Genomic DNA, 23458 nt, shown 5'->3' with positions numbered 1-23458 from the left:
TGACGGTATGGATGATATGAGTGAGATGGACGGCATGGACGGCATGGACAAGGGCGCCCGGTCGCAGCGGCTCACCGCCGAAGGACTCACCCTCGCCTACGACCGGCGCACGGTCGCCGAGGGCCTGACCGTGGCCATCCCCGACCACTCCTTCACCGTGATCGTCGGACCCAACGCCTGCGGCAAGTCCACCCTGCTGCGCGCCCTGTCCCGGATGCTCAAGCCGACCGCCGGGTCGGTGCTGCTGGACGGCCAAGCGATCGGCTCGCTGCCCGCCAAGAAGGTCGCCCGCACCCTCGGGCTGCTGCCGCAGTCCTCGATCGCGCCGGACGGCATCACCGTCGCGGACCTGGTCGCGCGCGGCCGCTATCCGCACCAGGGTCTGCTGCGGCAGTGGTCGGAGACGGACGAGCGGATCGTCGGCGAGTCGATGACGGCGACCGGAGTGGCCGAGCTCGCGGATCGCTATGTCGACGAATTGTCCGGCGGTCAGCGGCAGCGGGTGTGGATCGCCATGGCCATCGCCCAGCAGACCCCGCTGCTGCTCCTCGACGAGCCGACGACCTACCTGGACATCCAGCACCAGATCGATGTGCTCGACCTGTGCGCCCAGCTCCACGAGGAGCAGGGCCGCACCCTCGTCGCCGTGCTCCACGACCTCAACCACGCCGCCCGCTACGCCACCCACCTGATCGCGATGCGCGGCGGGGAGGTCGTCGCCGAGGGCGCGCCCGGGGAGGTGGTGACGGCCGAGCTGGTGGAGCAGGTCTTCGGGCTGCGCTGCCAGGTGATCGACGACCCCGAGACCGGAACCCCGCTGGTGGTGCCCGCCGCCCGGCGGTCCCGTATGCAGGGGGACGCGGCGCCCGCGAAGGCTACGACCGCCGCTACGACCGCGAAGGCCGCGGTCGCGACGGAGAGGGCCGCGACGGAGATGGCCGCGGCTACAGCAGCTTCCGCAGCCGCAGCAGATCGCGGAAGCCGGCCTCCAGCTTGACCCGGCCGCTGCCCCAGGCGCGCGCGAAGTGCAGCTCGCCGTCGACCAGGGCCACCAGGTCGTCGCCGGACATCGTCAGCCGGATCTCGGCGCGCTCGGCGGGCGGGCCCGGCACGGCCGTCACATCCTCTATGCGGCCGTCGGTGAGACGTCCGAAGAAGGTGATGTCGAGGTCGGTGATACGGCAGCTCACCGAGCGATCGAGCGCGGCGGCGCTGCGGAGGTCCCCGTTCGCGCCCGCCAGGTTCTCCGCCAGCTTGTCGAGTGCGCTGCGGCACTCCTCCTTGGTCGCCATCGCGACAGACGGTACCCCAGGTCCCGTACGTCGGAGAATGTGCGGTTCGCGGTAGCGTCGAGACCATGAGTGAGCCGATCGAGGGTGCCCGGCCCGAGCCGGAGCCCGGCCCCGGAGTGGAAGCCGCCGGGGCGGCGCCGCCGGAGCCGTCTTCGGAGTCCGCGCGCCCGGCGGATCCAGCGCCGCTCGGCGTCACCCGTACGCCCACCGGCGTCGCCGAGATCGACGCGCAGCTGGACCGGCTGGCCGACGCCGACCACCTCGCCGCGAGCGGCCACCTCGAGGTGTACGAGGATGTGCACCGGGGCCTGCGCGACGCGCTGACCGCCCTGGACCGGCGGCCCGGCCCACCGGCCCCCGCACCGCCCGCCCCCGCCTCGTAAGACGACCCGTCTCGTAAGACGACAGGAGCTGAACCACCCGTGGCTGTGACCCGCCCACGACGCGTACGACTCGACGCGGAGCTGGTGCGCCGCGAGCTGGCCCGCTCGCGCGAGCACGCCGGCCGGCTGATCGCCGCGGGCCGGGTGACCGTCGGCGGGCAGACCGCGACCAAGCCCGCCACACAGGTGGAGATGAGCGCGGCGATCGTGGTCAGCAAGGACGACAGTGACCCGAACTACGTCTCGCGCGGTGGGCACAAGCTCGCGGGCGCGCTGCTCGCCTTCAGCGAGGAGTACCGCCAAGGGCCGGGCGGCACGGACACGGCCCCCTCCGGACAAGGGGATCTGAAGGTCGCCGGGCGGCGCGCCCTGGACGCGGGCGCGTCCACCGGAGGCTTCACCGACGTCCTGCTGCGCGCCGGAGCCGCCCATGTCCTCGCCGTCGACGTCGGGTACGGACAACTCGCGTGGTCTTTGCAGAGCGATGAACGCGTCACCGTCATGGACCGTACGAATGTACGTGAATTGACGCTCGAGCAGATCGGCGGTAACCCCGTGGACCTGGTCGTCGGTGACCTGTCCTTCATCCCGCTGGGGCTGGTGCTGCCCGCCCTGCTGCGCTGTGCCGCGCCCGGGGCCGACCTGGTGCTGATGGTCAAGCCCCAGTTCGAGGTCGGCAGGGAGCGGCTGGGCAGCGGCGGGGTGGTCCGCAGCGCTTCGCTGCGCGCCGAGGCCGTGCGTACGGTCGCGGAGCAGGCGGCGGGGCTGGGCCTTGGAGTCCTGGGGGTCACCGCGAGCCCGTTGCCCGGCCCGTCGGGCAACGTCGAGTACTTTCTGTGGATGCGCGCCGGGGCGCCGGCACTTGACCCGGCCGATGTCGACCGTGCAGTGGCGGAGGGGCCCAGTTGACCACTTCAGAAGCTTCAGCAGCAGCCTCGGCAGCAGTGGAGCGCACCGTATTCCTGCTGGCGCACACCGGCCGCCCCGCGGCCATCCGCAGCGCCGAGCTCGTCGTCCAGGGCCTGCTGCGCTGCGGCATCGGGGTGCGGGTGCTGGCGGCGGAGGCCGCCGACCTGCCGCTGCCGTCCGCGGTCGAGCTGGTCGAGGCGGGCCCGGGCGTCCTGGACGGCTGCGAGTTGCTGATCGTCCTCGGCGGTGACGGCACGCTGCTGCGCGGAGCCGAGTTCTCGCGGATCTCCGGGGTGCCGATGCTCGGCGTCAACCTGGGCCGGGTCGGCTTCCTCGCGGAGGCCGAGCGGGACGACCTGGACAAGGTCGTGGACCGGGTCGTGACCCGTAGCTACGAGGTCGAAGAGCGGATGACCATCGATGTGCTGGTCCGCACCGACGGGCAGATCGTGCACACCGACTGGGCGCTGAACGAGGCGTCGGTCGAGAAGGCCGCGCGCGAACGCCTCCTGGAGGTCGTCACCGAGGTCGACGGCCGCCCCGTCTCCCGCTTCGGCGGCGACGGCGTCGTCTGTGCGACCCCGACCGGCTCGACGGCCTACGCCTTCTCGGCCGGCGGCCCGGTGGTGTGGCCCGAGGTCGAGGCGCTGCTGATGGTCCCCATCAGCGCGCACGCCCTCTTCGCCAAGCCCCTGGTCACCTCGCCGCGCTCGGTGCTCGCCGTGGAGGTGCAGCCGCAGACCCCGCACGGGGTGCTGTGGTGCGACGGGCGGCGCACCGTCGAACTGCCCGCGGGCGCGCGGGTGGAGGTGCGGCGGGGGGCGGTGCCGGTGCGGCTGGCGCGGCTGCACCACGCGTCGTTCACGGACCGGCTGGTGGCGAAGTTCGCCCTCCCGGTCGCGGGCTGGCGCGGCGCGCCGCACTAGCCGCCCACGGCGGGCTCCAGCGGGGTGGGGCGCGCCCCAGGAGGAACCCGCCGTCGCATCGCGGCCACGAAACCTCGTATGGTCGTGGTCGTGCTGGAGGAGATGCGGATACGTGCGCTGGGCGTCATCGACGACGCAGTTGTCGAACTGTCGCCCGGCTTCACCGCGGTGACCGGTGAGACCGGAGCGGGCAAGACCATGGTCGTCACCAGTCTCGGCCTGCTGCTGGGCGGGCGGGCCGACGCGGCCCTGGTGCGGATCGGCGCCAAGGCGGCGGTCGTCGAGGGCCGGATCACCGTCGACGTGCGGTCGGCGGTGGCCGTTCGGGCCGAGGAGGCGGGCGCCGAACTCGACGACGGCGCTCTGCTGATCAGCCGCACGGTCTCCGCCGAAGGCCGTTCCCGCGCCCATGTGGGCGGCCGCTCGGTGCCCGTGGGGCTGCTGGGCGAGCTGGCGGACGACCTGGTGGCCGTGCACGGCCAGACCGACCAGCAGGGGCTGCTGCGCCCGGCCCGGCAGCGGCAGGCCCTGGACCGGTACGCGGGAGCCGCGGTCGCCGGGCCGCTGGAGAAGTACGGGGCCGCCTATCGGCGGCTGCGCGCGCTCACCGCCGAGCTGGACGAGCTGACCACCCGGGCGCGCGAGCGGGCGCAGGAGGCCGATCTGCTGCGCTTCGGCCTCGACGAGATCGCCGCGGCCCAGCCGCTGCCGGGGGAGGACACCGAGCTTGCCGCCGAGGCGGAGCGCCTCGGCCACGCCGAGGCCCTCGCCTCCGCCGCCACCACCGCGCACACCGCCCTGGCCGGGCACCCGGAGGACCCCGAGAGTGTGGACGCGGGCGCCCTGGTCGCGGGCGCGCACCGGGCGCTGGAGGGCGTCCGCTCCCACGACCCCGCGCTCGCCGCGCTCGCCGACCGGATCGCCGAGGTCGGCATTCTGCTGTCCGACGTGGCCGGGGAGCTCGCGGGCTACGCGGACGACCTGGACGCCGACCCGCTGCGGCTGGCGGCCGTCGAGGAGCGCCGGGCCGCGCTGGCCCACCTGACCCGCAAGTACGGCCAGGACATCGCGGACGTGCTGACCTGGGCGGAGCAGGGCGCCGGGCGGCTGGCCGAACTGGACGGCGACGACGACCGCATCAGCGAGCTGACCGCCGAGCGCGACGCGCTCCGCGCCGAACTGGGCGAGCTCGCGCAGGCCCTCACCGACGCCCGTACGGAGGCGGCGGCGCGCTTCGCCGACGCGGTCACCGCGGAGCTGGCCTCGCTCGCGATGCCGCACGCCCGGGTGACCTTCGCGATCAGCCAGAGCGAGGCCGCGGAGGAGACGGCGGGCATCGAGGTGGGCGGCCGTGCGGTGCTGTTCGGGCCGCACGGAGCCGACGAGGTCGAGCTGCTGCTCGCGCCCCACCCGGGCGCCCCGCCCCGCCCGATCGCCAAGGGGGCCTCTGGCGGTGAGCTGTCCCGGGTGATGCTCGCGGTGGAGGTGGTGTTCGCGGGCTCCGACCCCGTGCCGACCTATCTCTTCGACGAGGTGGACCAGGGTGTCGGCGGCAAGGCGGCGGTCGAGGTCGGCCGGCGCCTTGCCAAGCTCGCCCGGACCGCGCAGGTCGTGGTCGTCACCCACCTGCCCCAGGTCGCGGCCTTCGCCGACCGGCACTTGGTGGTGGAGAAGACCAACGACGGGACGGTCACGCGCAGCGGTGTGAAGGCGATGGAGGGCGAGGACCGGGTACGGGAGCTGTCGCGCATGCTGGCGGGTCAGGAGGACTCGGAACTCGCCCGCGCCCACGCGGAGGAACTCCTGGAGACGGCCCGGGCGACGCGCTGACCGCGCTTCCCGAACCGGGGCCACGCCCTGGAAGCCGCCCCGAGCTGCCGGCGTGCGGGGCGGGGGCCGCCGCCGGCGTTGCCATCCGTGTTGTCGTCCGTATGGGTGAACCCACGGACGTACGGGCGAGCCAACCTCGGCCCCCGGGCGGGGCCGTGGCGGTGGGCGCGGCTCGAAGGCTGGCATCCTGGGCGGAGCGCCCGCACCGCCGCGCGCCCATGCCCCGCGCCCGAACGCCGTCCTCTCAGGAGCCCCTCCCGCGTGAGCAGCACCGTCAGCAGCACACCGGCCCCGCCGCACGGGAATACGCACGGGCGGCCGCCCCTGCACGCCCTCCAAGTCCTCGGCGGCGGCAGTTCCGGCAGCGGGGTGCATGTCCGGTCGCTGACGGCCGGGTTGGTGGCGCGCGGTCTGCGGGTGACCGTGTCCGGGCCGTGGCGGGCGGAGCGGGGGTACGGGTTCACGGAGGCGGGCGCGTGGTTCGCCGGACTGGACGGCCGTACGAACGCGGGGGCGGTCGCGACGCTGCGCGCGGCCGGTGCCGGGGCGGGGCTGGTGCACGCGCACGGGCTGCGGCCCGGGCTGCTGGCGGTGGCGGCGCTGCACGGCCGGGGCGTGCCGCTGATCGTCACCTGGCACACCAAGCCGCACGCCGAGGGCGCGCGGGCCCAAGCCGTACGCCTCATGGAGCGCAGGGTGGCGCGCCACGCCGCGATCGTGCTCGGCGCGTCGTCGGACTTGGTGGAGCGGGCTCGCGCGCGGGGGGCTCGCGACGCCCGGCTCGCGCCGGTCGCGGTGCCCGCGCCGCGCTCGACGCCGCCCAGAGAGGACGGGTGGCGGCAGAAGGCGCGGGCCGAACTGGGCGCTGTTGATCGGCCGTTGCTGCTCGCGGTGGGGCGGCTGGTGATGGACCGGGGCTTCGGGCCGCTGCTGGACGCGGCTCGGGTGTGGCGCGCGCTGGACCCCCAGCCGCTGCTGGCGGTCGCGGGGGAGGGGCCGGACCGGGAGGTGCTGCAGCGCAGGATCGACGCGGAGGGGCTGCCGGTGCGGCTGCTCGGCCGCCGGGACGATGTGCCCTCGCTGCTGGCGGCCGCCGATGTCGCGGTGCTCTCCAGCCGGTGGGAGGCGCGGTCGCTGCTGGCGCAGGAGGCGCTGCACGCGGGCGTGCCGCTGGTGGCCACGGCGGTCGGCGGAGTGCCGGAGCTGGTGGGGGAGGCGGCCGAACTCGTGCCGTACGGGGCGCCGGAGGACCTGGCGGGCGCGGTGATCCGGCTGCTCGCGGATCCGGTGCGCCGGGTGGAGCTGGCCGCGGCGGGCCGGGCGCGGACGGCGGGATGGCCGACGGAGGACGACACGGTCGCCCATGTCCTCAGCGTCTACGACGAATTGGTTCAGACCTAATTCGATCTAAGGCCGCCGAAGTGCTTGACGCATGGGGCGGCTGATGGGCAGGGTGCTGGGCAAGGAGCGGGAGAGCGCTCTCACAGCGACGGTTCCCGCCACCCCCCACCCTCCTTCATGTCCCGGCAAACCCCCCACGACGCCGAGGAGTACATGTCATGAGCAGGACGAAGAGCGGAACGATCAGCCGCAGGAAGCTGCTCGGCGGCCTCGCCGCCGCTGCCGCCGGTTCGGGCCTCACCCTCGCGGGCGGCCGGGCGGACGGGGCGGAGCGCGCCGCCACGATGCCGCTCACGGTCGTCAACAACACAGGTCAGTTCGGCAACTCGTCGATATGGATCTACATCGTCGGCAACGAGGGCGGCCGGCAGGTCCGGGTCGCCCCGGACGGCAGGGTCGCGCCCATCGCGCTCTCCGACAACGGATCCGACGGCTGGACCGACTACGCCATCCCGCTCGCCGCGAGCGGGGACACCAAGCTGACCCTGCCCAATATGTCCGGCCGGATCTATGTCGCCCTCGGCTCCAAGCTCAAGTTCAAGGCGGTCACCGACGGCGCGGGCAACGCGGCCCTGCAGTACCCGGCGGGCTGGGTGGCCGACGACCCCAACTACGACATCCTGCACGACTGCGCGGAGTTCACCTTCAACTCAGCCGGGATGTTCTGCAACACCACCATGGTCGACATGTTCAGCGTCCCGCTGTCCATCCGCCTCACCGGGGCCAAGGACCAGACCACGGGCACCCTCAAGAGCGGCGCCCGCGCGAAAATCTTCACCGACCTCGCCGCGGTCGACGCCTTCGCGCCCCTGGTCCTCGGCGACAAGCTGAGGGTCATCGCCCCCGGACACGGCCTCGACGCGGGGCTGTTCGCCAAGGACTACCTCGCCGCCTACATCGACGAGGTCTGGGCCGCCTACGCCGCGAAGGACCTGAAGGTCACCACCAACGCGGGCACCTTCACCGGCCGGGTGAGCGGCGGGCGGCTGTCCTTCACCGGGCCCGCCTCCGTGGCCTTCGACGCCCCCTCCACCAGGGACGTGCTCTTCTGCGACGGCGCGCTGGCCGCGCCCAACGACGGGACGACGGGGCCGGTCGCGGCCATCCTCGGCGCGGGTTTCAACCGCACCACCCTGCACAGCACGCCCGCCCAGCCGACCACCGACCCGTCCGCCTTCTACACCCCCCAGGTCACCAACCACTACGCCAGGGCCATGCACGCGGCGACCGCCGACGGCAAGGCGTACGGCTTCGCCTTCGACGACGTCGCGGACTTCGCGTCGTACATCCAGGACACCGCCCCGACGGGCGTCACGCTCACCCTGACCCCCTTCTGAGACCTCACACGTTCTCAGACCGCACATGACGGCGGGCCTGGAGGGCCAGACTCAGCGCGAGCACCGTCCGAGGGTCCTCCAGGTCGCTGCCCAGCAGCCGCCCGATCCGCGCCAGCCGGTCGTACAGCGTCTGGCGGTTGAGGTGCAGCGCCCGCGCCGTCTCGGCCTTGCGGCCCGCGTGGCGCAGATACGCCTCCAGCGTCGGGACCAGCGACGGCCGGGCCGTGCGGTCGTGGGCGAGCAGCGGGCCGATCACCCTGTCGACAAAGGCCGCCAGGTCCCCGTGTTCGCGCAGTCGCCACAGCAACAGGTCGACATCCAGACTCCGTACGTCATGCCAGGCGCGGTCCGCCGGCCCCCGCGCCGCGCTCGCCGCCTGCGCGGCATGGCGCAGCTCGTCGCCGACCGTTTCCCAGCCACCCGGGAGCCCGGCGACCACCACGGGCGGGCGCGCCCCCGCCCGGTCCGGCCAGGCCCGGTCCACCCCGGCGCGCAGCGCCGCCGCGACCCGCTCGGCCACCGCGCCGCGCTCCGCCGCGTCCCGCAGCCCCACCAGCAGCGGAACCCGCCGCTCCGGGAGCCGTACGCCCAGCAGCACCGGCGCCCCCACCCCCGCCAGCTCCTCCTGCAGCGCGTGGGCCAGCAGCGACCAACTCTCCGCGGCGCCCGAGCCCGGGCCCCGGCCCTGCCCCGGCTCCAGGGGGCCGAGGCCCGACGGGGCGGTCAGACCCGGCACCTCAGGCAAGTCCGGCAGTCGCATCACCACCGGCAGCAGCGGCCCCTCGCCCGGTCTGAAGCCCAGCACCCTGGCCTGGCCGGGAGCGTCCGCCGCCGCGATCCGGCCCTCGGCGAGATCGGTGAGGAAGTCCCCGCGCCCGCGCGCCGTCAGCTCCTCCTCCTGACGCGCCCTCAGCAGCACGACCGCCAGCAGGTCCGCGGTCCGCTCCGCGGCGAGCCGGTGCACCGGCGCGAGCGGCCCGGCCACCGGCAGCACGGTCAGCCGCGCCCGTACGGCGCCGGGGCCGGGCCCGCCGCCGGGGACGTCCGCCACCACGCTGCCCGCCGGCGGCTCGGGCCGCCGGGCCGCGCGCCGCGCCCGCAGCCCCTCCCACACCTGCAGCGGCTCGGTGTCCACCGGCAGCGGACCGTCCGGCTCGGGCCCCGCCGCGTACAGCAGCTGCCCGTCGGGGGACTCCAGGAAGGCCGGATTGCCCGTGAACCGGGCCACGAGCCGCAGGATCTCGGGCACCCCGCCGCCGCGCAGCAGCACCTCGGTGCACTCGCGGTGCACCACCTCCGCCCGCCGCAGCACCGCGTAGTGCTCATTGACGATCTCGGTGTGGATCTCCTCCGTGACCGCCACGAACGGCACTTCGCGGTGCAGCTGCACCAGCGGCAGCCCATGGGAGCGCGCCGCGTCGACCACCGCGGCCGGCAGCGTGGTGAACCGGGACCCCAGCTCCACCACCAGCGCCGCGATCCCGCGCTCGGCGAGCCTGCGGACGAAGGCCCGCTGCTCGGCCACGCGCGGGCCCACGCCGAGACCCTGGGTCAGCAGCAGCTCGCCGCCCTTGAGCAGCGAGGCGATGTTGGGCGCCTCGCCCGCGTGGACCCAGCGCACCGGCCGGTCGAGACCGTCGCCCGCGGCCACGACCTCGGGCAGCCCGCGGCGCAGAGCGGGGAGTTCCAGGGCACGGGCCACGGTGATGGTCCCCTGCGGCCCGGGCCCCTGTGGCGCCATGCGCGGGGACGTGACCGGGCCTACCCTCCGTACGCCCCGGAGGCGGTCAGCCGCAGCGCCGTGTCGATCAGCGGCACATGGCTGAAGGCCTGCGGGAAGTTGCCCACCTGCCGCTGCAGCCGCGGATCCCACTCCTCCGCCAGCAGCCCCAGGTCGTTCCGGAGCGAGAGCAGCTTCTCGAACAGCTTGCGCGCCTCGTCGACCCGCCCGATCATCGCCAGGTCGTCGGCGAGCCAGAACGAGCAGGCCAGGAAGGCCCCTTCGTCGCCTTCGAGGCCGTCCACGCCCGCGTCCTCGCCGGCCGTCGGGTAGCGCAGCACAAAGCCGTCCGGGGTCGACAGCTCCCGCTGGATGGCCTCGATGGTCCCGATGACCCTCTTGTCGTCCGGGGGCAGAAAGCCCATCTGCGGGATCAGCAGCAGGGAGGCGTCCAGCTCCCGGGAGCCGTACGACTGGGTGAAGGTGTTGCGCTCGGGGTCGTAGCCCTTCTCGCACACGTCCCGGTGGATCTCGTCGCGCAGCTCGCGCCAGCGCTCCAACGGCCCGTCCACGTCGCCCGATTCGATGAGCTTGACGGTGCGGTCCACCGCGACCCAGGCCATGACCTTGGAGTGCACGAAGTGCCGGCGCGGCCCGCGCACCTCCCAGATGCCCTCGTCCGGCTCGTCCCAGTGCTCCTCGAGGTAGCGGATCAGCTTCAGCTGCAGCACGCTCGCGTAGTCGTTGCGGGCCAGGCCGGTCATATGCGCCAGGTGCAGCGCCTCGGTGACCTCTCCGTACACATCCAGCTGGAGCTGGCCGGCCGCGCCGTTGCCGACCCGGACGGGCTGGGAGCCCTCGTAGCCGGGGAGCCAGGACAGCTCGGCCTCGCCCAGCTCGCGCTCACCCGCGATGCCGTACATGATCTGCAGGTTCTCCGGGTCACCCGCGACCGCGCGCAGCAGCCACTCGCGCCAGGCGCGCGCCTCCTCGCGGTAGCCGGTGCGCAGCAGCGAGGACAGGGTGATCGCCGCGTCCCGCAGCCAGGTGTAGCGGTAGTCCCAGTTCCGGACGCCGCCGATCTCCTCGGGCAGCGAGGTGGTGGGCGCGGCGACGATGCCGCCGGTGGGGGCGTAGGTGAGCGCCTTGAGGGTGATCAGCGAGCGGACCACCGCGTCCCGGTAGGGGCCGTGGTACGTGCAGTGCTCGACCCATTCGCGCCAGAAGACCTCGGTCGCCTCCAGCGCGCCCTCCGGGTCCGGCAGCGCCGGCGACTCCTTGTGGGAGGGCTGCCAGCTGATGGTGAAGGCGATCCGGTCGCCGGGGGCGACGGTGAAGTCCGCGTAGGTGGTCAGGTCCTTGCCGTAGGTGTCGATCTCGGTGTCCAGCCACACCGAGTCGGGCCCGGCGACGGCGACCGTCCGCCCGTCGATCTTGTGCACCCACGGCACGACCCAGCCGTACGAGAAGCGCATCCGCAGGGCCGAGCGCATCGGCACCCGGCCGCTCACGCCCTCGACGATCCGGACCAGCTGCGGGGCCCCGTCGCGGGGCGGCATGAAATCGATCACGCGGACCGTGCCGCGCGGGGTGTCCCACTCCGATTCGAGGACCAGCGAGTCCCCGCGGTAGCGGCGGCGGTCGGCGGTCGGCGGATTGCTGCCCGCGGCCTGCGCGGGCCCCAGGCGCCAGAAGCCGTGCTCCTCAGTGCCCAGCAGCCCGGCGAAGACGGCATGCGAATCGAAGCGCGGCAGACAAAGCCAGTCGACCGTGCCGTCTCTGCAGACCAGGGCGGCGGTCTGCATATCACCGATCAGTGCGTAGTCCTCAATACGCCCGGCCACGTGCTATCCCCATTCGAACGGCCGTGGTGCCTGCCCCGGAAGGCCATTCTCCACGGTCTTGGAAGTTCTCGACGAGCGCTTGTCCCGAGGGCGTGCTGGTGGTCCCTTGCCGGCCGGCTCGCAGCATTGCGTCCGAGCAGGATACGACGGAGAACAGTGATCCGCTCGAGGCATCCCACATCGTGGCTCGGATCCCGGCGGCCGATCGGGTGGCCAGGTCACGCAAGGTGTTCGAGCGGTTGCGGATACGTGCCTCCGGCGGCCGCGGCGACACCGTCCAGCCGTGGTCGGGGGCGGGCACTGATACCCTGGTAGCCCGTGGAGCGGTGGGCGCAAAACCCCCGAACCTCATCAACGGCGCCCCCGGAATACCGGGGCGGTCGCCGGACCCCGCACCCTCACCTCGCGACCACGGGAGCCCCGTCTTGGCCATTGCCGCTAAGCCCACGACGACCAAGCACATCTTCGTCACCGGGGGTGTCGCTTCCTCACTCGGCAAAGGCCTGACCGCCTCCAGTCTGGGTGCCCTGCTCAAGGCGCGCGGTCTGCGCGTGACCATGCAGAAGCTGGACCCGTACCTCAACGTGGACCCCGGCACCATGAACCCGTTCCAGCACGGCGAGGTCTTCGTCACCAACGACGGCGCCGAGACCGACCTGGACATCGGCCACTACGAGCGGTTCCTCGACGTCGACCTCGACGGCTCGGCCAACGTGACCACCGGCCAGGTCTACTCCACCGTGATCGCCAAGGAGCGGCGCGGCGAGTACCTCGGCGACACCGTGCAGGTCATCCCGCACATCACCAACGAGATCAAGCACCGCATCCGCCGGATGGCGACGGACGACGTGGACGTCGTGATCACCGAGGTCGGCGGCACCGTCGGCGACATCGAGTCGCTGCCCTTCCTGGAGGCCGTGCGCCAGGTCCGCCACGAGGTCGGCCGGGACAACGTCTTCGTGGTGCACATCTCCCTGCTGCCGTACATCGGCCCCTCCGGCGAGCTCAAGACCAAGCCCACCCAGCACTCGGTCGCCGCCCTGCGCAACATCGGCATCCAGCCCGACGCGATCGTGCTGCGTGCCGACCGCGAGGTCCCGACCTCCATCAAGCGCAAGATCTCGCTGATGTGCGACGTCGACGAGGCGGCCGTGGTCGCCTGCGTCGATGCCAAGTCGATCTATGACATCCCCAAGGTGCTCCACTCCGAGGGTCTGGACGCCTATGTCGTGCGCCGCCTCGACCTGCCCTTCCGCGATGTCGAGTGGACCCAGTGGGACGACCTGCTCAAGCGGGTCCACCAGCCCGACCACGAGGTCACCGTCGCCCTGGTCGGCAAGTACATCGACCTGCCCGACGCCTATCTGTCGGTCACCGAGGCGCTGCGCGCGGGCGGCTTCGCCAACAACGCCCGCGTCAAGATCAAGTGGGTGACCTCCGACGACTGCCGCACCGCCGCCGGCGCCCGGCAGCAGCTCGGCGACGTCGACGCGATCTGCGTCCCGGGCGGCTTCGGCGACCGCGGGGTGAACGGCAAGGTCGGCGCGATCACCTACGCCCGCGAGAACAAGATCCCGCTGCTGGGTCTGTGCCTGGGCCTGCAGTGCATCGTCATCGAGGCCGCGCGGAACCTGGCGGGCATCGAGGGCGCCAACTCCACCGAGTTCGAGCCCGCCACCAGCGACCCGGTGATCTCCACCATGGCCGAGCAGCTCGACATCGTCGCGGGCGAGGGCGACATGGGCGGCACGATGCGGCTGGGCATGTACCCGGCCAAGCTCGGCGAGGGCTCGATCGTCCGCGAGGTCTACGGCGACCAGCCGTACGTCGAGGAGCGCCACCGCCACCGCTACGAGGTCAACAACTCCTACCGCGGAGAGCTGGAGAAGAAGGCCGGCCTCGTCTTCTCGGGCACCTCGCCCGACAACAAGCTGGTCGAGTACGTCGAGTACCCGCGCGAGGTGCACCCGTACCTGGTCGGCACCCAGGCCCACCCGGAGCTGCGCTCCCGGCCCACCCGCCCGCACCCGCTCTTCGCGGGGCTGGTGAAGGCCGCGGTGGCGCGGCAGTCGGCCGCGGCGGCGGGACAGCGCGCCAAGGCCTGACGGATCCGGAGGGATACGGTTGACCTGGGCGGGGAACGGCTCGCGCCGCCCCGCCCGGGCCATTCGTTCCCGGCCACTTGTCGACGAGAGGACGCTGAGCCGAGCATGCGCATCCAGGACACCCCCGAGGAGTGGCGGGTCACCGCCACCGCCAGGCCCTTCACCGGCCACAAGACCGGCGTGCGCACCGACGAGGTCGTCATGCCCGACGGCTCCAGGACGACCCGGGACTACCAGGTCCACCCCGGGTCGGTCGCCATCCTCGCCCTCGACGACGAAGACCGCGTCATCGTGGTGCGCCAGTACCGCCACCCGGTGCGGCAGCGGCTCTGGGAGATCCCGGCCGGCCTCCTCGACGTCCCCGGCGAGAACCCGCTGCACGCCGCGCGGCGCGAGCTGTACGAGGAGGCGCACGTCAAGGCCGAGGACTGGCGGGTGCTCACCGACGTCTACACCTCGCCGGGCGGCAGTGACGAGGCCGTGCGGATCTTCCTGGCCCGGGGGATCTCCGATGCCGAGGGCGAGCGGTACGAGGGGGCCCACGAGGAGGCGGACATGGAGCTCGCCCGAGTCCCCCTCGACGAACTGATCACCGGCATTTTCGCCGGCGAGCTGCACAACACCTGCCTGACGGCCGGCGTCCTGGCGGCCCACGCCGCGCAGAGCGGCACCGGCTTCGAGGCCCTGCGCCCAGCGGATGCCCCCTGGCCGGCGAGGCCCTTCGAGGCCTGACGCCTTCGAGGCCTGACACCCTCCGCCGGGGGCGCGCCTGGGGTGCGCTGAGCGTTCGTGGTGGAGAGACCACCCCGATCCGAACATCCGTGCATCCGATCAGGTGATTTTCTCCCCACCGCATCGGCCGGGAGTGCCGGAGCCATGACGCGCGGTCAACTACCCTCGAGAAATCCCGACCGCACCCGCGGCGGGCTCGTACGCGCAGGTGGACGGGGATGGGGCCCAGTGGCGGAGCAGGCGGTCGACACCGATGGGGGGCCGACCCCCGCAAAGCGGCTGCCGCCGCCTGTCGGCGAACCCCAACCCCGTCCCGCGCCGGCCCCCGAGCCGACGCCGCCCCCCGCGTCCCGCCGCGCCGCCCCGCCGCTCCAGACCGCCGGACGCGCCGAGTCCCCCGCCAGGCCGCCGGACGACGCCGGCGGGCTGTGGAGCGGCGCGACGCGGGCCGTGTTGTTCGCGGCGGCGGCGTCCGTGGGGAGCGGTTTCGCGGGGCGGCGGCGCGAGCTGCTGGCGCTGCGGGCCGACATCGACCGGGCCGGCCTGGACACCCTCGCCGGCCGCAAGGCCCCCCGCAGCCGGGTGCTGCTGATCGCGGGCCGCCCCGGCTCGGGCCGTACCGCGCTGGCGGAGGAGTTGGTGCGGCGGCTGGCCGACGATTACCCCGACGGGGTGCTGCGCGCGCGGCTGGCCACATCCGGGGGCGATCCCGTGCCTGTCGAGCGGACCGCCCGCGAACTGCTGGCCGTGCTCGGGGTGTCCGTCCCGGCCGGGGCGGACGAGGACGAGCTGTGCGAGGCGCTGCGCGACGCCCTGGCCGGGAAGCGCAGGCTGCTGCTGCTCGACGACGCGCCCGGCGCCGAGCAGGTGGACGCGCTGTTGCCGGACGCGCCGGACAGCCTGGTCGTCGCCGTCTCGCGCGGCCCGCTGACGGGGGTGCCGGACGTGCGGCCGTGCACGCTCGGCGGGCTCGACGTGAGCGCGGCGATCGGGCTGCTCGCGCAGTACGCCGGGACCACCCGCATCACCTGCGACCCGGTGGCCGCGCAGTCCCTGGTCGAGGAGTGCGGTGGCCAGCCCGCCGCGCTGGTGCTGGTCGGCGGCTGGCTCGCGGCGCGCCCCCAGGCGTCCGTCGCCGACGCGGTGGCACGGCTGCGCGAGCTGCCGCCGACCGTCGGCGACCAGGACCGGGGCGCGCGCCCGCTGGCCCGTGCCTTCCGGTTGGCGTACGAGGCGCTGCCGCCGGTCGCCGCCCGGCTGCTGCGGCTGCTGGTGCTCGCGCCCGGCGGCTGGGCGGACGCCCAGATAGCGTCCGCGTTGGCCGGCTGCTCGGTGACGGACGCCGAGTCCGCGCTGGAGGTCTTTGTCGCGCACGGGCTGTTGCGCCGGCCGGCCGAGCGCCAGTACCAGGTGCCGGGCTGCCTGGACCCGATGCTGCGGGTGGCGCTGCGGGCCCAGGAGCGCCCGGCCGAGGTGGAGCTGGCCGGGGCCCGGATGCTGGAGCGGACCGTACGGCAGTTGCACGCGTGCCGCCTGGCCGCCCAGCCGCCCGGCTCGCCCGCCCGCAAGAAGCTGGCCGCAATGCCGAGGTCGCTGAGGTTCGCGTCGTCGGCGGACGCGGCCGGCTGGCTGGAGTCGCGGCTGCCGGTGCTGCTGGAGATCGCCCGGCTGGCCGTCGAGGACGGCGGGCTCGACACGCTGGCGCGCCGGTTGGTGGCCGGCCTGACGCATGCGCTCGGCGCCCACCGGAGCGCCGAGGAGGCCGCCCCGGAGCTGTACGGGCTGCACCGGCTGGTGCTCGATGTGGCCCGCCGCCGCGATCTGCCGGTGGAGGAGGCCGCCGCGCTGCTGAACCTGGGCGACCTGGACGCGGGGGCGGGCCGGGTGGAGGAGTCGCTGGTCCGCTACAAGCACGCGCTGGAGGCGGCCCGGGAGGCGGGCGATCCGTACACCACGGGGCGCTCGCTGGAGTCCATCGGCGGCACCTATGAGGACCTGGGGGACTGGCACCGGGCGGCCGACTGGTACGGGCGGGCGCTCCAGCTGCGGCTGTCCCGGGGCGACCGCATCGGCGAGGCGCGGCTGTACGAGCGGCTGGGCACGGTCCACTCCCGCACGGGCCAGTGGGGCGAGGCGCTGCGCGCCTGGCGGGCGGCCGGGGCCGCGTTCCGCAGGGCGGGCAATCCGGAGGGCGCGCTGCGGGCCGCGGAGGCCCTGGACCGGCTCGGCGACCCGGCGGCGGCCGATGCGCACCGGCGCGCCGCGCGACGGCTGGCGGCGCGACAACGGGGCGGCAGTGGGGTGGGGAAAGCACAGGGCGGCAGTGGGGTGGGGAAAGCACAGGGCGGCAGTGGGGTGGGGAAAGAGAGCCCCGCGGGGGCCGAAGGTGACTGAACAGAGACAGTGACCTACGAAATCAGCGGTCGATCGGCTAAAGATTGATGCAATACAAGGCTGGACAGCGCGGCACCCTTCATTAGACTGGGTGTACCGCGATTGTTGCGGTCGTCTCCGGCATGCGGACGCATTCCGGTTTGTCTGCTTAAAACCCGGATATCCCCAGATTCAAGGACCGTGATCGACGTGAAGGTCGGTATCCCCCGCGAGGTCAAGAACAACGAGTTCCGCGTGGCCATCACCCCCGCCGGTGTGCATGAGCTGGTCCGCGGTGGTCATCAGGTCTTCGTGGAGCGGGGGGCCGGCCTCGGCTCCTCCATCACGGACGAGGAGTACACCGCCGCCGGAGCGAGCATCCTCGGCACGGCGGACGATGTGTGGGCCACCGCCGACCTGCTGCTCAAGGTCAAGGAGCCCGTCGCGGAGGAGTATCACCGGCTGCGCAAGGACCAGACCCTCTTCACCTACCTCCACCTGGCCGCCTCCCGGGAGTGCACGGACGCGCTGCTGGGGTCCGGCACCACGGCCATCGCCTATGAGACGGTCGAGACCGCGAACCGCGCGCTGCCGCTGCTCGCGCCGATGTCCGAGGTCGCGGGCCGGATCGCGCCGCAGGTCGGCGCGTACCACCTGATGCGGTCGGCGGGCGGGCGCGGGGTGCTGCCCGGCGGGGTGCCGGGCGTGGCAGCCGCCCGGGCCGTGGTCATCGGCGGCGGCGTCTCCGGCTGGAACGCCACGCAGATCGCCCTCGGCATGGGCTTCCACGTCACCCTGCTCGACAGGGACGTCAACAAGCTGCGCGAGGCCGACAAGATCTTCGGCAACCGGGTGCAGACCATCTCCTCCAACGCCTACGAGCTGGAGAAGGCCGTGCTCGCGGCCGACCTCGTCATCGGCGCGGTGCTCATCCCCGGCGCCAAGGCGCCCAAGCTGGTCACCAACGAGATGGTCTCCCGGATGAAGCCCGGAAGTGTACTTGTCGACATCGCGATCGACCAGGGCGGCTGCTTCGAGGACTCCCGGCCCACCACCCACGCCGAGCCGACCTTCACGGTGCACAATTCGGTCTTCTACTGCGTGGCCAACATGCCGGGCGCGGTGCCCAACACCTCCACCCACGCGCTCACCAACGCCACGCTGCCGTACATCGTGGAGCTGGCCAACCGCGGCTGGCGGGACGCACTGCGCCGGGACGCCGCGCTGGCCAAGGGGCTCAACGTCCATGAGGGCGAGGTCGTTTACGGCCCGGTCGCCGAGGCGCACGGCCTGTCGGTCGTCGAACTGAGCTCGCTGCTCGGCTGAAACCGGCTGAGCGGTCAACGTCGACCGTCAACAACAGGTCAATAACGGGCATCCGGCCGGGTCTTTGCCGTAGGGCGGGGTCCGGCCGTTGATGTGTCCGATACGACCCGTAACGCGGATGACAGGTCGCTCGGCCAACTCGCCCTAAAAGTAACTATTCAGACGCTTTGCCCGTCGAGGAATCCTCGCTTCACCCCCCATACGCCCTTGACAGCGCGGTGTTCGATTGCCGACACATCGTGCCGTGTCCGGTGGATTGTGTTGCTGCGAACCGCCGACACGCCATAGAGTCGCCAACCGTCGGCATGGTGTCACGCTGACCTATCTAGAAATTTCCTGGTCACCAAGGAGGTAGGACGACTTGTGAATGAGTCGACATTTTCTCCCGGGGGTGGTCAACCAGGATCGGCTGCGCGGGGCCAGGGTCCCTCGGGGCTCGAGGCTGTCGGCTCTGTCGCTGTCCGCACCTTCGCCACGCACCAGAACATGACGACAGCCCACCAGAGTCAGAGCATGGACGGCCATCACGTGAACGCCATGGCCGGCGACCAGGGGGGCATGGATCCCGCCCGCTTCGCCGCCTACGACGACCTCCCCGACGGGCACTTCTACGACCCGGACGCCGAGTACGAGCCCGACCCCGAGTACGCGGCCACACTCGCGCCCGACGCGGCCCGCCAGCGACGCGAACGCATCGGCCCCACCGGGCGGCCGCTGCCGTACTTCCCGATCCCCGGACCGCTGACCGACCACGGCCCCGCGAAGATCATCGCGATGTGCAACCAGAAGGGCGGCGTCGGCAAGACCACCTCCACCATCAACCTCGGCGCGGCCCTCGCCGAATACGGACGCCGGGTCCTGCTCGTCGACTTCGACCCGCAGGGCGCCCTGTCGGTCGGCCTCGGCGTCAACCCGATGGAGCTCGACCTCACGGTCTACAACCTGCTCATGGAGCGGGGCATGTCGGCCGACGAGGTGCTGCTGAAGACGGCCGTGCCCAACATGGACCTGCTGCCCAGCAATATCGACTTGTCGGCTGCCGAGGTGCAGCTGGTCAGCGAGGTCGCCCGGGAGTCCACCCTGCAGCGCGCGCTCAAGCCGCTGATGGCGGACTACGACTACATCGTCATCGACTGCCAGCCCTCGCTCGGCCTGCTCACCGTGAACGCGCTCACCGCGGCGCACAAGGTGATCGTGCCGCTCGAGTGCGAGTTCTTCGCCCTGCGCGGTGTGGCGTTGCTCACGGAGACGATCGAGAAGGTCCAGGAGCGGCTCAACCCCGAGCTCGAACTGGACGGCATCCTCGCCACGATGTACGACTCGCGCACCGTGCACAGCCGTGAGGTCCTGGCCCGCGTGGTCGAGGCGTTCGACGACCACGTCTACCACACGGTCATCGGCCGCACGGTCCGCTTCCCCGAGACCACGGTCGCGGGCGAGCCGATCACCACGTACGCGTCCAACTCCGTTGGTGCCGCCGCCTACCGCCAGCTCGCCAGGGAGGTGCTCGCCCGGTGTCACGCCGAGTGAGTCTGCCGGGAGCCGACGAACTGTTCCGCACCACCGGAGGAATGGCGCTGCAGTCGTCCTCCCCCGCGTCCTCCCGCCGCCAGAACGGCGCGGAGGCGCGGGTGCCCGCCCCGGCCAGTGACCCCGACACGGCCGCTGACGGGGCCGAGGGCGGCCTGGGGGAGCGACGGGCGACGGAGGAGGCGGAGCAGTCCGGTTCGGCCGAGCACAGCGGCCGGGAGGCCCCCGCCCGCTCCGACGCCGTCGGCGACCGCCGCCCGGCGGGCGGCGGGGAGCGGCGGGGCGGCCGCCAGCAGCAGGACGGCCCGTCCGCGCCGGCTCAGGCGGGCCCGGCCCGCCGCCGCGGCCGCGCGGCCAACCGCCGCCCCAGTGGCCGCGAGCGCCACGACGAGAAGATCACGGTCTATGTCTCCGCCGAGGAGCTGATGGACCTCGAGCACGCCCGGCTGGTGCTGCGCGGCGAGCACGGCCTCGCCGTCGACCGCGGCCGGATCGTCCGTGAGGCGGTCGCGGTCGTCCTCGCCGACCTCGAGTCACGCGGCGACGCGAGCATCCTGGTGCGCCGCCTGCGCGGTCGCTGAGGGGGTCGGGCGATAGCCTGCCCGCTCGTACGGGCCGCGCCGCCCGACCCCCCGCCCCCTGGACCGCGATGCCCACGAACCCCACCCCCGCCCAGCCCCCTCGCCCACCCCGCCGCATCCTCGGCCGGGGTCCAGGCACGGGTCCGCGCGCGACGGGCACCGCACACGGGGACCAGGCCCCGCCCCCCGAGGCCCCACCCGCCGAGCCCGGCCCCGTGCCGACGGCCGACGGCGCGGCTCCACCCGCCGAGGCGGCCGACGCGCGGCAGGCGGGACCCCCGGACGCCGACAACGGCGCGGAGACCACGCCTGAGCAGCCCCCTGTCACGGGCGCGGCGATCGGCCGCGACACAGGCGAGGGCGGGCCGGAGGCCGCGTCCAGCCGGGCGGTCGACTCGGGCCAGGAGGCCCCGGACGGCCAGGGCACCGGGCCCGGGCAGGGCAAGTTCACCGTGCGGCTGGCGAACTTCGAGGGGCCCTTCGACCTGCTGCTGCAGCTGATCTCCAAGCACAAGCTCGATGTCACCGAGGTCGCCCTCTCCAAGGTCACCGACGAGTTCATGGCGCACATCCGGGCCATGGGGCCGGACTGGGACCTCGACCAGACCACTGAGTTCCTGGTCGTCGCCGCGACCCTGCTCGATCTCAAAGCCGCCCGGCTGCTGCCCGCGGCCGAGGTCGAGGACGAGGCCGACCTGGCCCTGTTGGAGGCCCGGGACCTGCTCTTCGCGCGCCTTCTGCAGTACCGCGCGTTCAAACGGATCGCGGACATCCTGAACGACCGGCTGATCGCGGAGTCCCGCCGTTACCCCCGCACCGTGGGCCTGGAGCCGCACCACGCGGACCTCCTCCCCGAGGTCGTCATCAGCATCGGCGCGGAGGGCTTCGCGAAGCTGGCCGTGAAGGCGATGCAGCCCAAGCCCAAGCCGCAGGTGTACGTCGACCACATCCACGCCCCGCTGGTCAGCGTCCGGGAGCAGGCCGAGGTCGTGGTGGCGCGGTTGAGGGAGCTGGGGGAGGCGAGCTTTCAGACGCTGACCGAGGACGCGCCCGATGTGCTGACCGTCGTCGCGCGGTTCCTGGCGCTGCTGGAGCTGTACCGGGAGCGCGCGGTGCACCTGGACCAGGAGGAGGCGCTCGGCTCGCTCATGGTGCGCTGGACGGGCGCGGAGGGGCGGCAGCCGCTGGTGACCGACGAGTTCGATCAGGAAGAGCAGCAGGACCGGAAGCAGGAACAGCGGACACAGCGGACGCAGGAAGAGCGGGCCCAGGAACCGCAGTGGCAGCCCGAAAAGGAGGCAGAGACGTGAGCGAGCAGCAGCCATCCCGCACCGCCGAGGCCCCGCCCGGGGCCTCGGACCTTGCCGAGCTCGACCTCAAGCCCGCCCTGGAGGCCGTGCTCATGGTCGTCGACGAGCCTGCCACCGAGGAGCACCTGGCCAAGATCCTGGACCGGCCGCGCCGGGCGATCCGGAGCGCGCTGCGGGAGCTGGCCGACGAGTACGCCGCGCAGGGCCGCGGCTTCGAGCTGCGGCTGGTCGCGGGCGGCTGGCGCTTCTACACCAGCCCCGCCTACTCCGCGGCCGTCGAGCGCTTCGTCCTGGACGGCCAGCAGGCCCGGCTCACCCAGGCCGCTTTGGAAACCCTCGCCGTGGTCGCGTACCGTCAGCCGATCAGCCGTTCCCGCGTTTCGGCCGTACGCGGGGTGAACTGCGATGGCGTGATGCGGACCCTCCTGCAGCGCGGTCTGGTGGAGGAGGCGGGAACAGAACCCGAAACAGGTGCGATCCTGTACAGGACGACGAACTACTTCCTGGAGCGGATGGGCCTGCGCGGCCTGGACGAGCTTCCCGAGCTCGCCCCGTTCCTCCCGGAGGCGGACGCGGTCGAGGGCGAGTCCCAGGAGGGGCTGCCGTCCTTCGACCCGGACGCACCGGACCCGCAGGACGACGACAACCAGGGCCACGACAGCAACCAGGGCCACGACAGCGGCCACTCTCAGACGGAATCTTGATGCGAAGCAGCGGCAGGAACAGCAGGGGCAGCACCGGCGGCGGGCAGAACTACCGGGGCGCGGGCAACGGGCGCGACGACAAGCAGAAGCGCACGGGCCGGCCCCGTCCCGAGGAGCGCCGCTACGACGCGGGCGGCGGCCAGCCCGGAGGCTCGAAGAGCGGCGGCCCGAAGCGGGGGAGCGGAGGCCCCAAGTCCGGTGCCGGGACCGGTGGCGCCGGGACCGGTGGTCCCAGGGGCGGTGGCGCCCCGAGCGGCGGCCCCAAGGGCGCAGGCCGTGGCCGTAAGCCCGCCGCTCCGGCCCGCCCGCGCGAGTACGAGGCCCAGATAGAGGAGCGCAACCGCGCCCGGCACGACAAGCCGCGGGTCAAGCTGCCCAAGACGTTTCCCGGAGCCGAGCAGGAGGGCGAGCGGCTGCAGAAGGTCCTCGCCCGCGCCGGCATGGGCTCGCGCCGCGCCTGCGAGGAGCTCATCGACCAGGCCCGGGTCGAGGTCAACGGCAAGATCGTCCAGGAGCAGGGGCTCCGCGTGGACCCGGAGAAGGACGAGATCAAGGTCGACGGGCTGACCGTCGCCACCCAGTCGTACCTCTTCTTCGCGCTGAACAAGCCCGCGGGCGTCGTCTCCACCATGGAGGACCCGGACGGCCGCCAGTGCCTGGGCGACTACGTCACCAACCGCGAGACCCGGCTCTTCCACGTCGGTCGCCTCGACACCGAGACCGAGGGCATCATCCTGCTCACCAACCACGGCGAGCTGGCCCACCGCCTCACCCACCCCCGCTACGGCGTCATCAAGACCTACCTCGCCGCGATCCAGGGCCCCCTGCCGCGCGACCTCGGCAAGCGGCTCAAGGACGGCATCCAGCTCGAGGACGGCTACGCCCGCGCCGACCACTTCAGGGTCGTGCAGAACACCGGCAAGAACTACCTGGTCGAGGTGAGCCTGCACGAGGGGCGCAAGCACATCGTGCGGCGCATGCTCGCCGAGGCCGGCTTCCCGGTCGACAAGCTGGTGCGTACGGCCTTCGGCCCGATCGCGCTGGGCGACCAGAAGTCCGGCTGGCTGCGGCGGCTGACCAACACCGAGGTCGGCATGTTGATGCGCGAGGTCGAGCTCTAGCCGCCGCGTTCCGCCCCCGTCCCGTTCCCCCGCC

At 73.0% G+C, this 23458-nt stretch carries 19 protein-coding genes; 16 read left to right on the top strand and 3 right to left on the bottom strand.

The genetic code is table 11. The annotated features are described in order from the left end of the window. Positions 1–7: 7 nt before the first annotated feature. Positions 8–997 carry an ABC transporter ATP-binding protein gene (locus tag PV419_RS39685; protein ID WP_319697345.1) on the top strand — a complete coding sequence of 330 codons (990 nt, stop codon included), beginning with the start codon at positions 8–10 and terminating at the stop codon, positions 995–997. Here PV419_RS39685 and PV419_RS39680 read toward each other — a convergent pair. Then, positions 945–1292, bottom strand: a complete 348-nt coding sequence (locus PV419_RS39680) for a sterol-binding protein (protein ID WP_014180788.1) — start codon at positions 1290–1292, stop codon at positions 945–947. The two genes, PV419_RS39685 and PV419_RS39680, sit on opposite strands and share 53 nt — an antisense overlap. A gap of 65 nt (positions 1293–1357) precedes the next feature. Here PV419_RS39680 and PV419_RS39675 point away from each other — a divergent pair, with 65 nt between their 5' ends. The 6 genes from PV419_RS39675 (at position 1358) to PV419_RS39650 (ending at position 8078) form a co-directional block, all read left to right on the top strand. Beyond that, entirely contained in the window at positions 1358–1675 is a 318-nt protein-coding gene (locus tag PV419_RS39675) for a hypothetical protein (RefSeq protein WP_319697343.1), read from the top strand. 45 nt (positions 1676–1720) lie between these two features. Then, the gene (locus PV419_RS39670; RefSeq protein WP_319697367.1) at positions 1721–2584 is read left to right on the top strand and encodes a TlyA family RNA methyltransferase; all 864 of its coding nucleotides are present in this window, start codon (positions 1721–1723) and stop codon (positions 2582–2584) included. Then, the gene (locus PV419_RS39665) at positions 2581–3510 is read left to right on the top strand and encodes an NAD kinase (RefSeq protein ID WP_319697341.1); all 930 of its coding nucleotides are present in this window, start codon (positions 2581–2583) and stop codon (positions 3508–3510) included. Before PV419_RS39670 ends, PV419_RS39665 begins: the two co-directional genes overlap by 4 nt. A gap of 78 nt (positions 3511–3588) precedes the next feature. Then, a complete protein-coding gene (gene recN, locus PV419_RS39660) occupies positions 3589–5340 on the top strand; it encodes a DNA repair protein RecN (RefSeq protein ID WP_319697339.1) in 1752 nt (583 codons plus the stop codon). Positions 5341–5601: 261 nt separating this feature from the next. Next, positions 5602–6741 (top strand): glycosyltransferase family 4 protein, encoded by a 1140-nt coding sequence (locus PV419_RS39655; RefSeq protein ID WP_319697337.1) that lies wholly within the window; start codon positions 5602–5604, stop codon positions 6739–6741. Positions 6742–6899: 158 nt separating this feature from the next. Next, complete coding sequence (locus tag PV419_RS39650) at positions 6900–8078, top strand: glycoside hydrolase family 64 protein (protein ID WP_319697336.1); 1179 nt, start codon at positions 6900–6902, stop codon at positions 8076–8078. Positions 8079–8082: 4 nt separating this feature from the next. Here the strand turns inward: PV419_RS39650 and PV419_RS39645 are convergent, their stop codons facing one another. Together PV419_RS39645 and PV419_RS39640 are read right to left on the bottom strand one after the other, a co-directional pair. Continuing rightward, on the bottom strand, positions 8083–9819 hold the full coding sequence (locus tag PV419_RS39645) for a PucR family transcriptional regulator (RefSeq protein WP_319697335.1): 1737 nt from the start codon (positions 9817–9819) through the stop codon (positions 8083–8085). 20 nt (positions 9820–9839) lie between these two features. Then, positions 9840–11642, bottom strand: coding sequence for a glycoside hydrolase family 15 protein (locus PV419_RS39640; protein ID WP_319697333.1), 1803 nt, complete (start codon positions 11640–11642; stop codon positions 9840–9842). Between the two features lie 425 nt (positions 11643–12067). On the opposite strand from PV419_RS39640, the gene PV419_RS39635 reads away from it, so the two are divergent. The 9 genes from PV419_RS39635 to PV419_RS39595 all read left to right on the top strand — a co-directional run bounded on the left by PV419_RS39635 (position 12068) and on the right by PV419_RS39595 (position 23424). Next, positions 12068–13747, top strand: coding sequence for a CTP synthase (locus tag PV419_RS39635; protein WP_319697332.1), 1680 nt, complete (start codon positions 12068–12070; stop codon positions 13745–13747). Positions 13748–13852: 105 nt separating this feature from the next. Then, a complete protein-coding gene (locus tag PV419_RS39630; RefSeq protein WP_319697330.1) occupies positions 13853–14479 on the top strand; it encodes an NUDIX hydrolase in 627 nt (208 codons plus the stop codon). Positions 14480–14707: 228 nt separating this feature from the next. Next, complete coding sequence (locus tag PV419_RS39625) at positions 14708–16873, top strand: tetratricopeptide repeat protein (protein WP_415925478.1); 2166 nt, start codon at positions 14708–14710, stop codon at positions 16871–16873. A gap of 189 nt (positions 16874–17062) precedes the next feature. Further along, on the top strand, positions 17063–18178 hold the full coding sequence (ald, locus tag PV419_RS39620; RefSeq protein ID WP_319697364.1) for an alanine dehydrogenase: 1116 nt from the start codon (positions 17063–17065) through the stop codon (positions 18176–18178). A gap of 363 nt (positions 18179–18541) precedes the next feature. Continuing rightward, on the top strand, positions 18542–19708 hold the full coding sequence (locus PV419_RS39615) for a ParA family protein (protein WP_319697328.1): 1167 nt from the start codon (positions 18542–18544) through the stop codon (positions 19706–19708). After that, entirely contained in the window at positions 19693–20289 is a 597-nt protein-coding gene (locus PV419_RS39610) for a hypothetical protein (RefSeq protein WP_319697326.1), read from the top strand. The genes PV419_RS39615 and PV419_RS39610 overlap by 16 nt, the downstream gene beginning before the upstream one ends. 68 nt (positions 20290–20357) lie before the next feature. After that, the gene (locus PV419_RS39605) at positions 20358–21599 is read left to right on the top strand and encodes a segregation and condensation protein A (protein ID WP_319697325.1); all 1242 of its coding nucleotides are present in this window, start codon (positions 20358–20360) and stop codon (positions 21597–21599) included. Then, positions 21596–22303 (top strand): SMC-Scp complex subunit ScpB, encoded by a 708-nt coding sequence (gene scpB, locus PV419_RS39600; protein WP_319697323.1) that lies wholly within the window; start codon positions 21596–21598, stop codon positions 22301–22303. The genes PV419_RS39605 and scpB overlap by 4 nt, the downstream gene beginning before the upstream one ends. Then, the gene (locus tag PV419_RS39595; protein WP_319697322.1) at positions 22303–23424 is read left to right on the top strand and encodes a pseudouridine synthase; all 1122 of its coding nucleotides are present in this window, start codon (positions 22303–22305) and stop codon (positions 23422–23424) included. The genes scpB and PV419_RS39595 overlap by 1 nt, the downstream gene beginning before the upstream one ends. Positions 23425–23458: the final 34 nt, after the last annotated feature.

The sequence above is a fragment of the Streptomyces sp. ME19-01-6 genome, from assembly GCF_033793745.1.
In the GTDB taxonomy this organism is placed as follows: Bacteria; Actinomycetota; Actinomycetes; order Streptomycetales; family Streptomycetaceae; genus Streptomyces.
Note: the sequence above shows the minus strand (reverse complement) of the source record. Positions and strands in the feature narration are given on the sequence as shown.

Coding starts and splice junctions, on each gene's coding strand:
- PV419_RS39630 (WP_319697330.1), top strand. CDS start 13,853: ATGCGCATCCAGGACACCCCCGAGGAGTGGCGGGTCACCGCCACCGCC.
- PV419_RS39595 (WP_319697322.1), top strand. CDS start 22,303: ATGCGAAGCAGCGGCAGGAACAGCAGGGGCAGCACCGGCGGCGGGCAG.
- PV419_RS39605 (WP_319697325.1), top strand. CDS start 20,358: ATGCCCACGAACCCCACCCCCGCCCAGCCCCCTCGCCCACCCCGCCGC.
- PV419_RS39645 (WP_319697335.1), bottom strand. CDS start 9,819: ATGGCGCCACAGGGGCCCGGGCCGCAGGGGACCATCACCGTGGCCCGT.
- recN (WP_319697339.1), top strand. CDS start 3,589: ATGGTCGTGGTCGTGCTGGAGGAGATGCGGATACGTGCGCTGGGCGTC.
- PV419_RS39675 (WP_319697343.1), top strand. CDS start 1,358: ATGAGTGAGCCGATCGAGGGTGCCCGGCCCGAGCCGGAGCCCGGCCCC.
- PV419_RS39680 (WP_014180788.1), bottom strand. CDS start 1,292: ATGGCGACCAAGGAGGAGTGCCGCAGCGCACTCGACAAGCTGGCGGAG.
- PV419_RS39650 (WP_319697336.1), top strand. CDS start 6,900: ATGAGCAGGACGAAGAGCGGAACGATCAGCCGCAGGAAGCTGCTCGGC.
- PV419_RS39685 (WP_319697345.1), top strand. CDS start 8: ATGGATGATATGAGTGAGATGGACGGCATGGACGGCATGGACAAGGGC.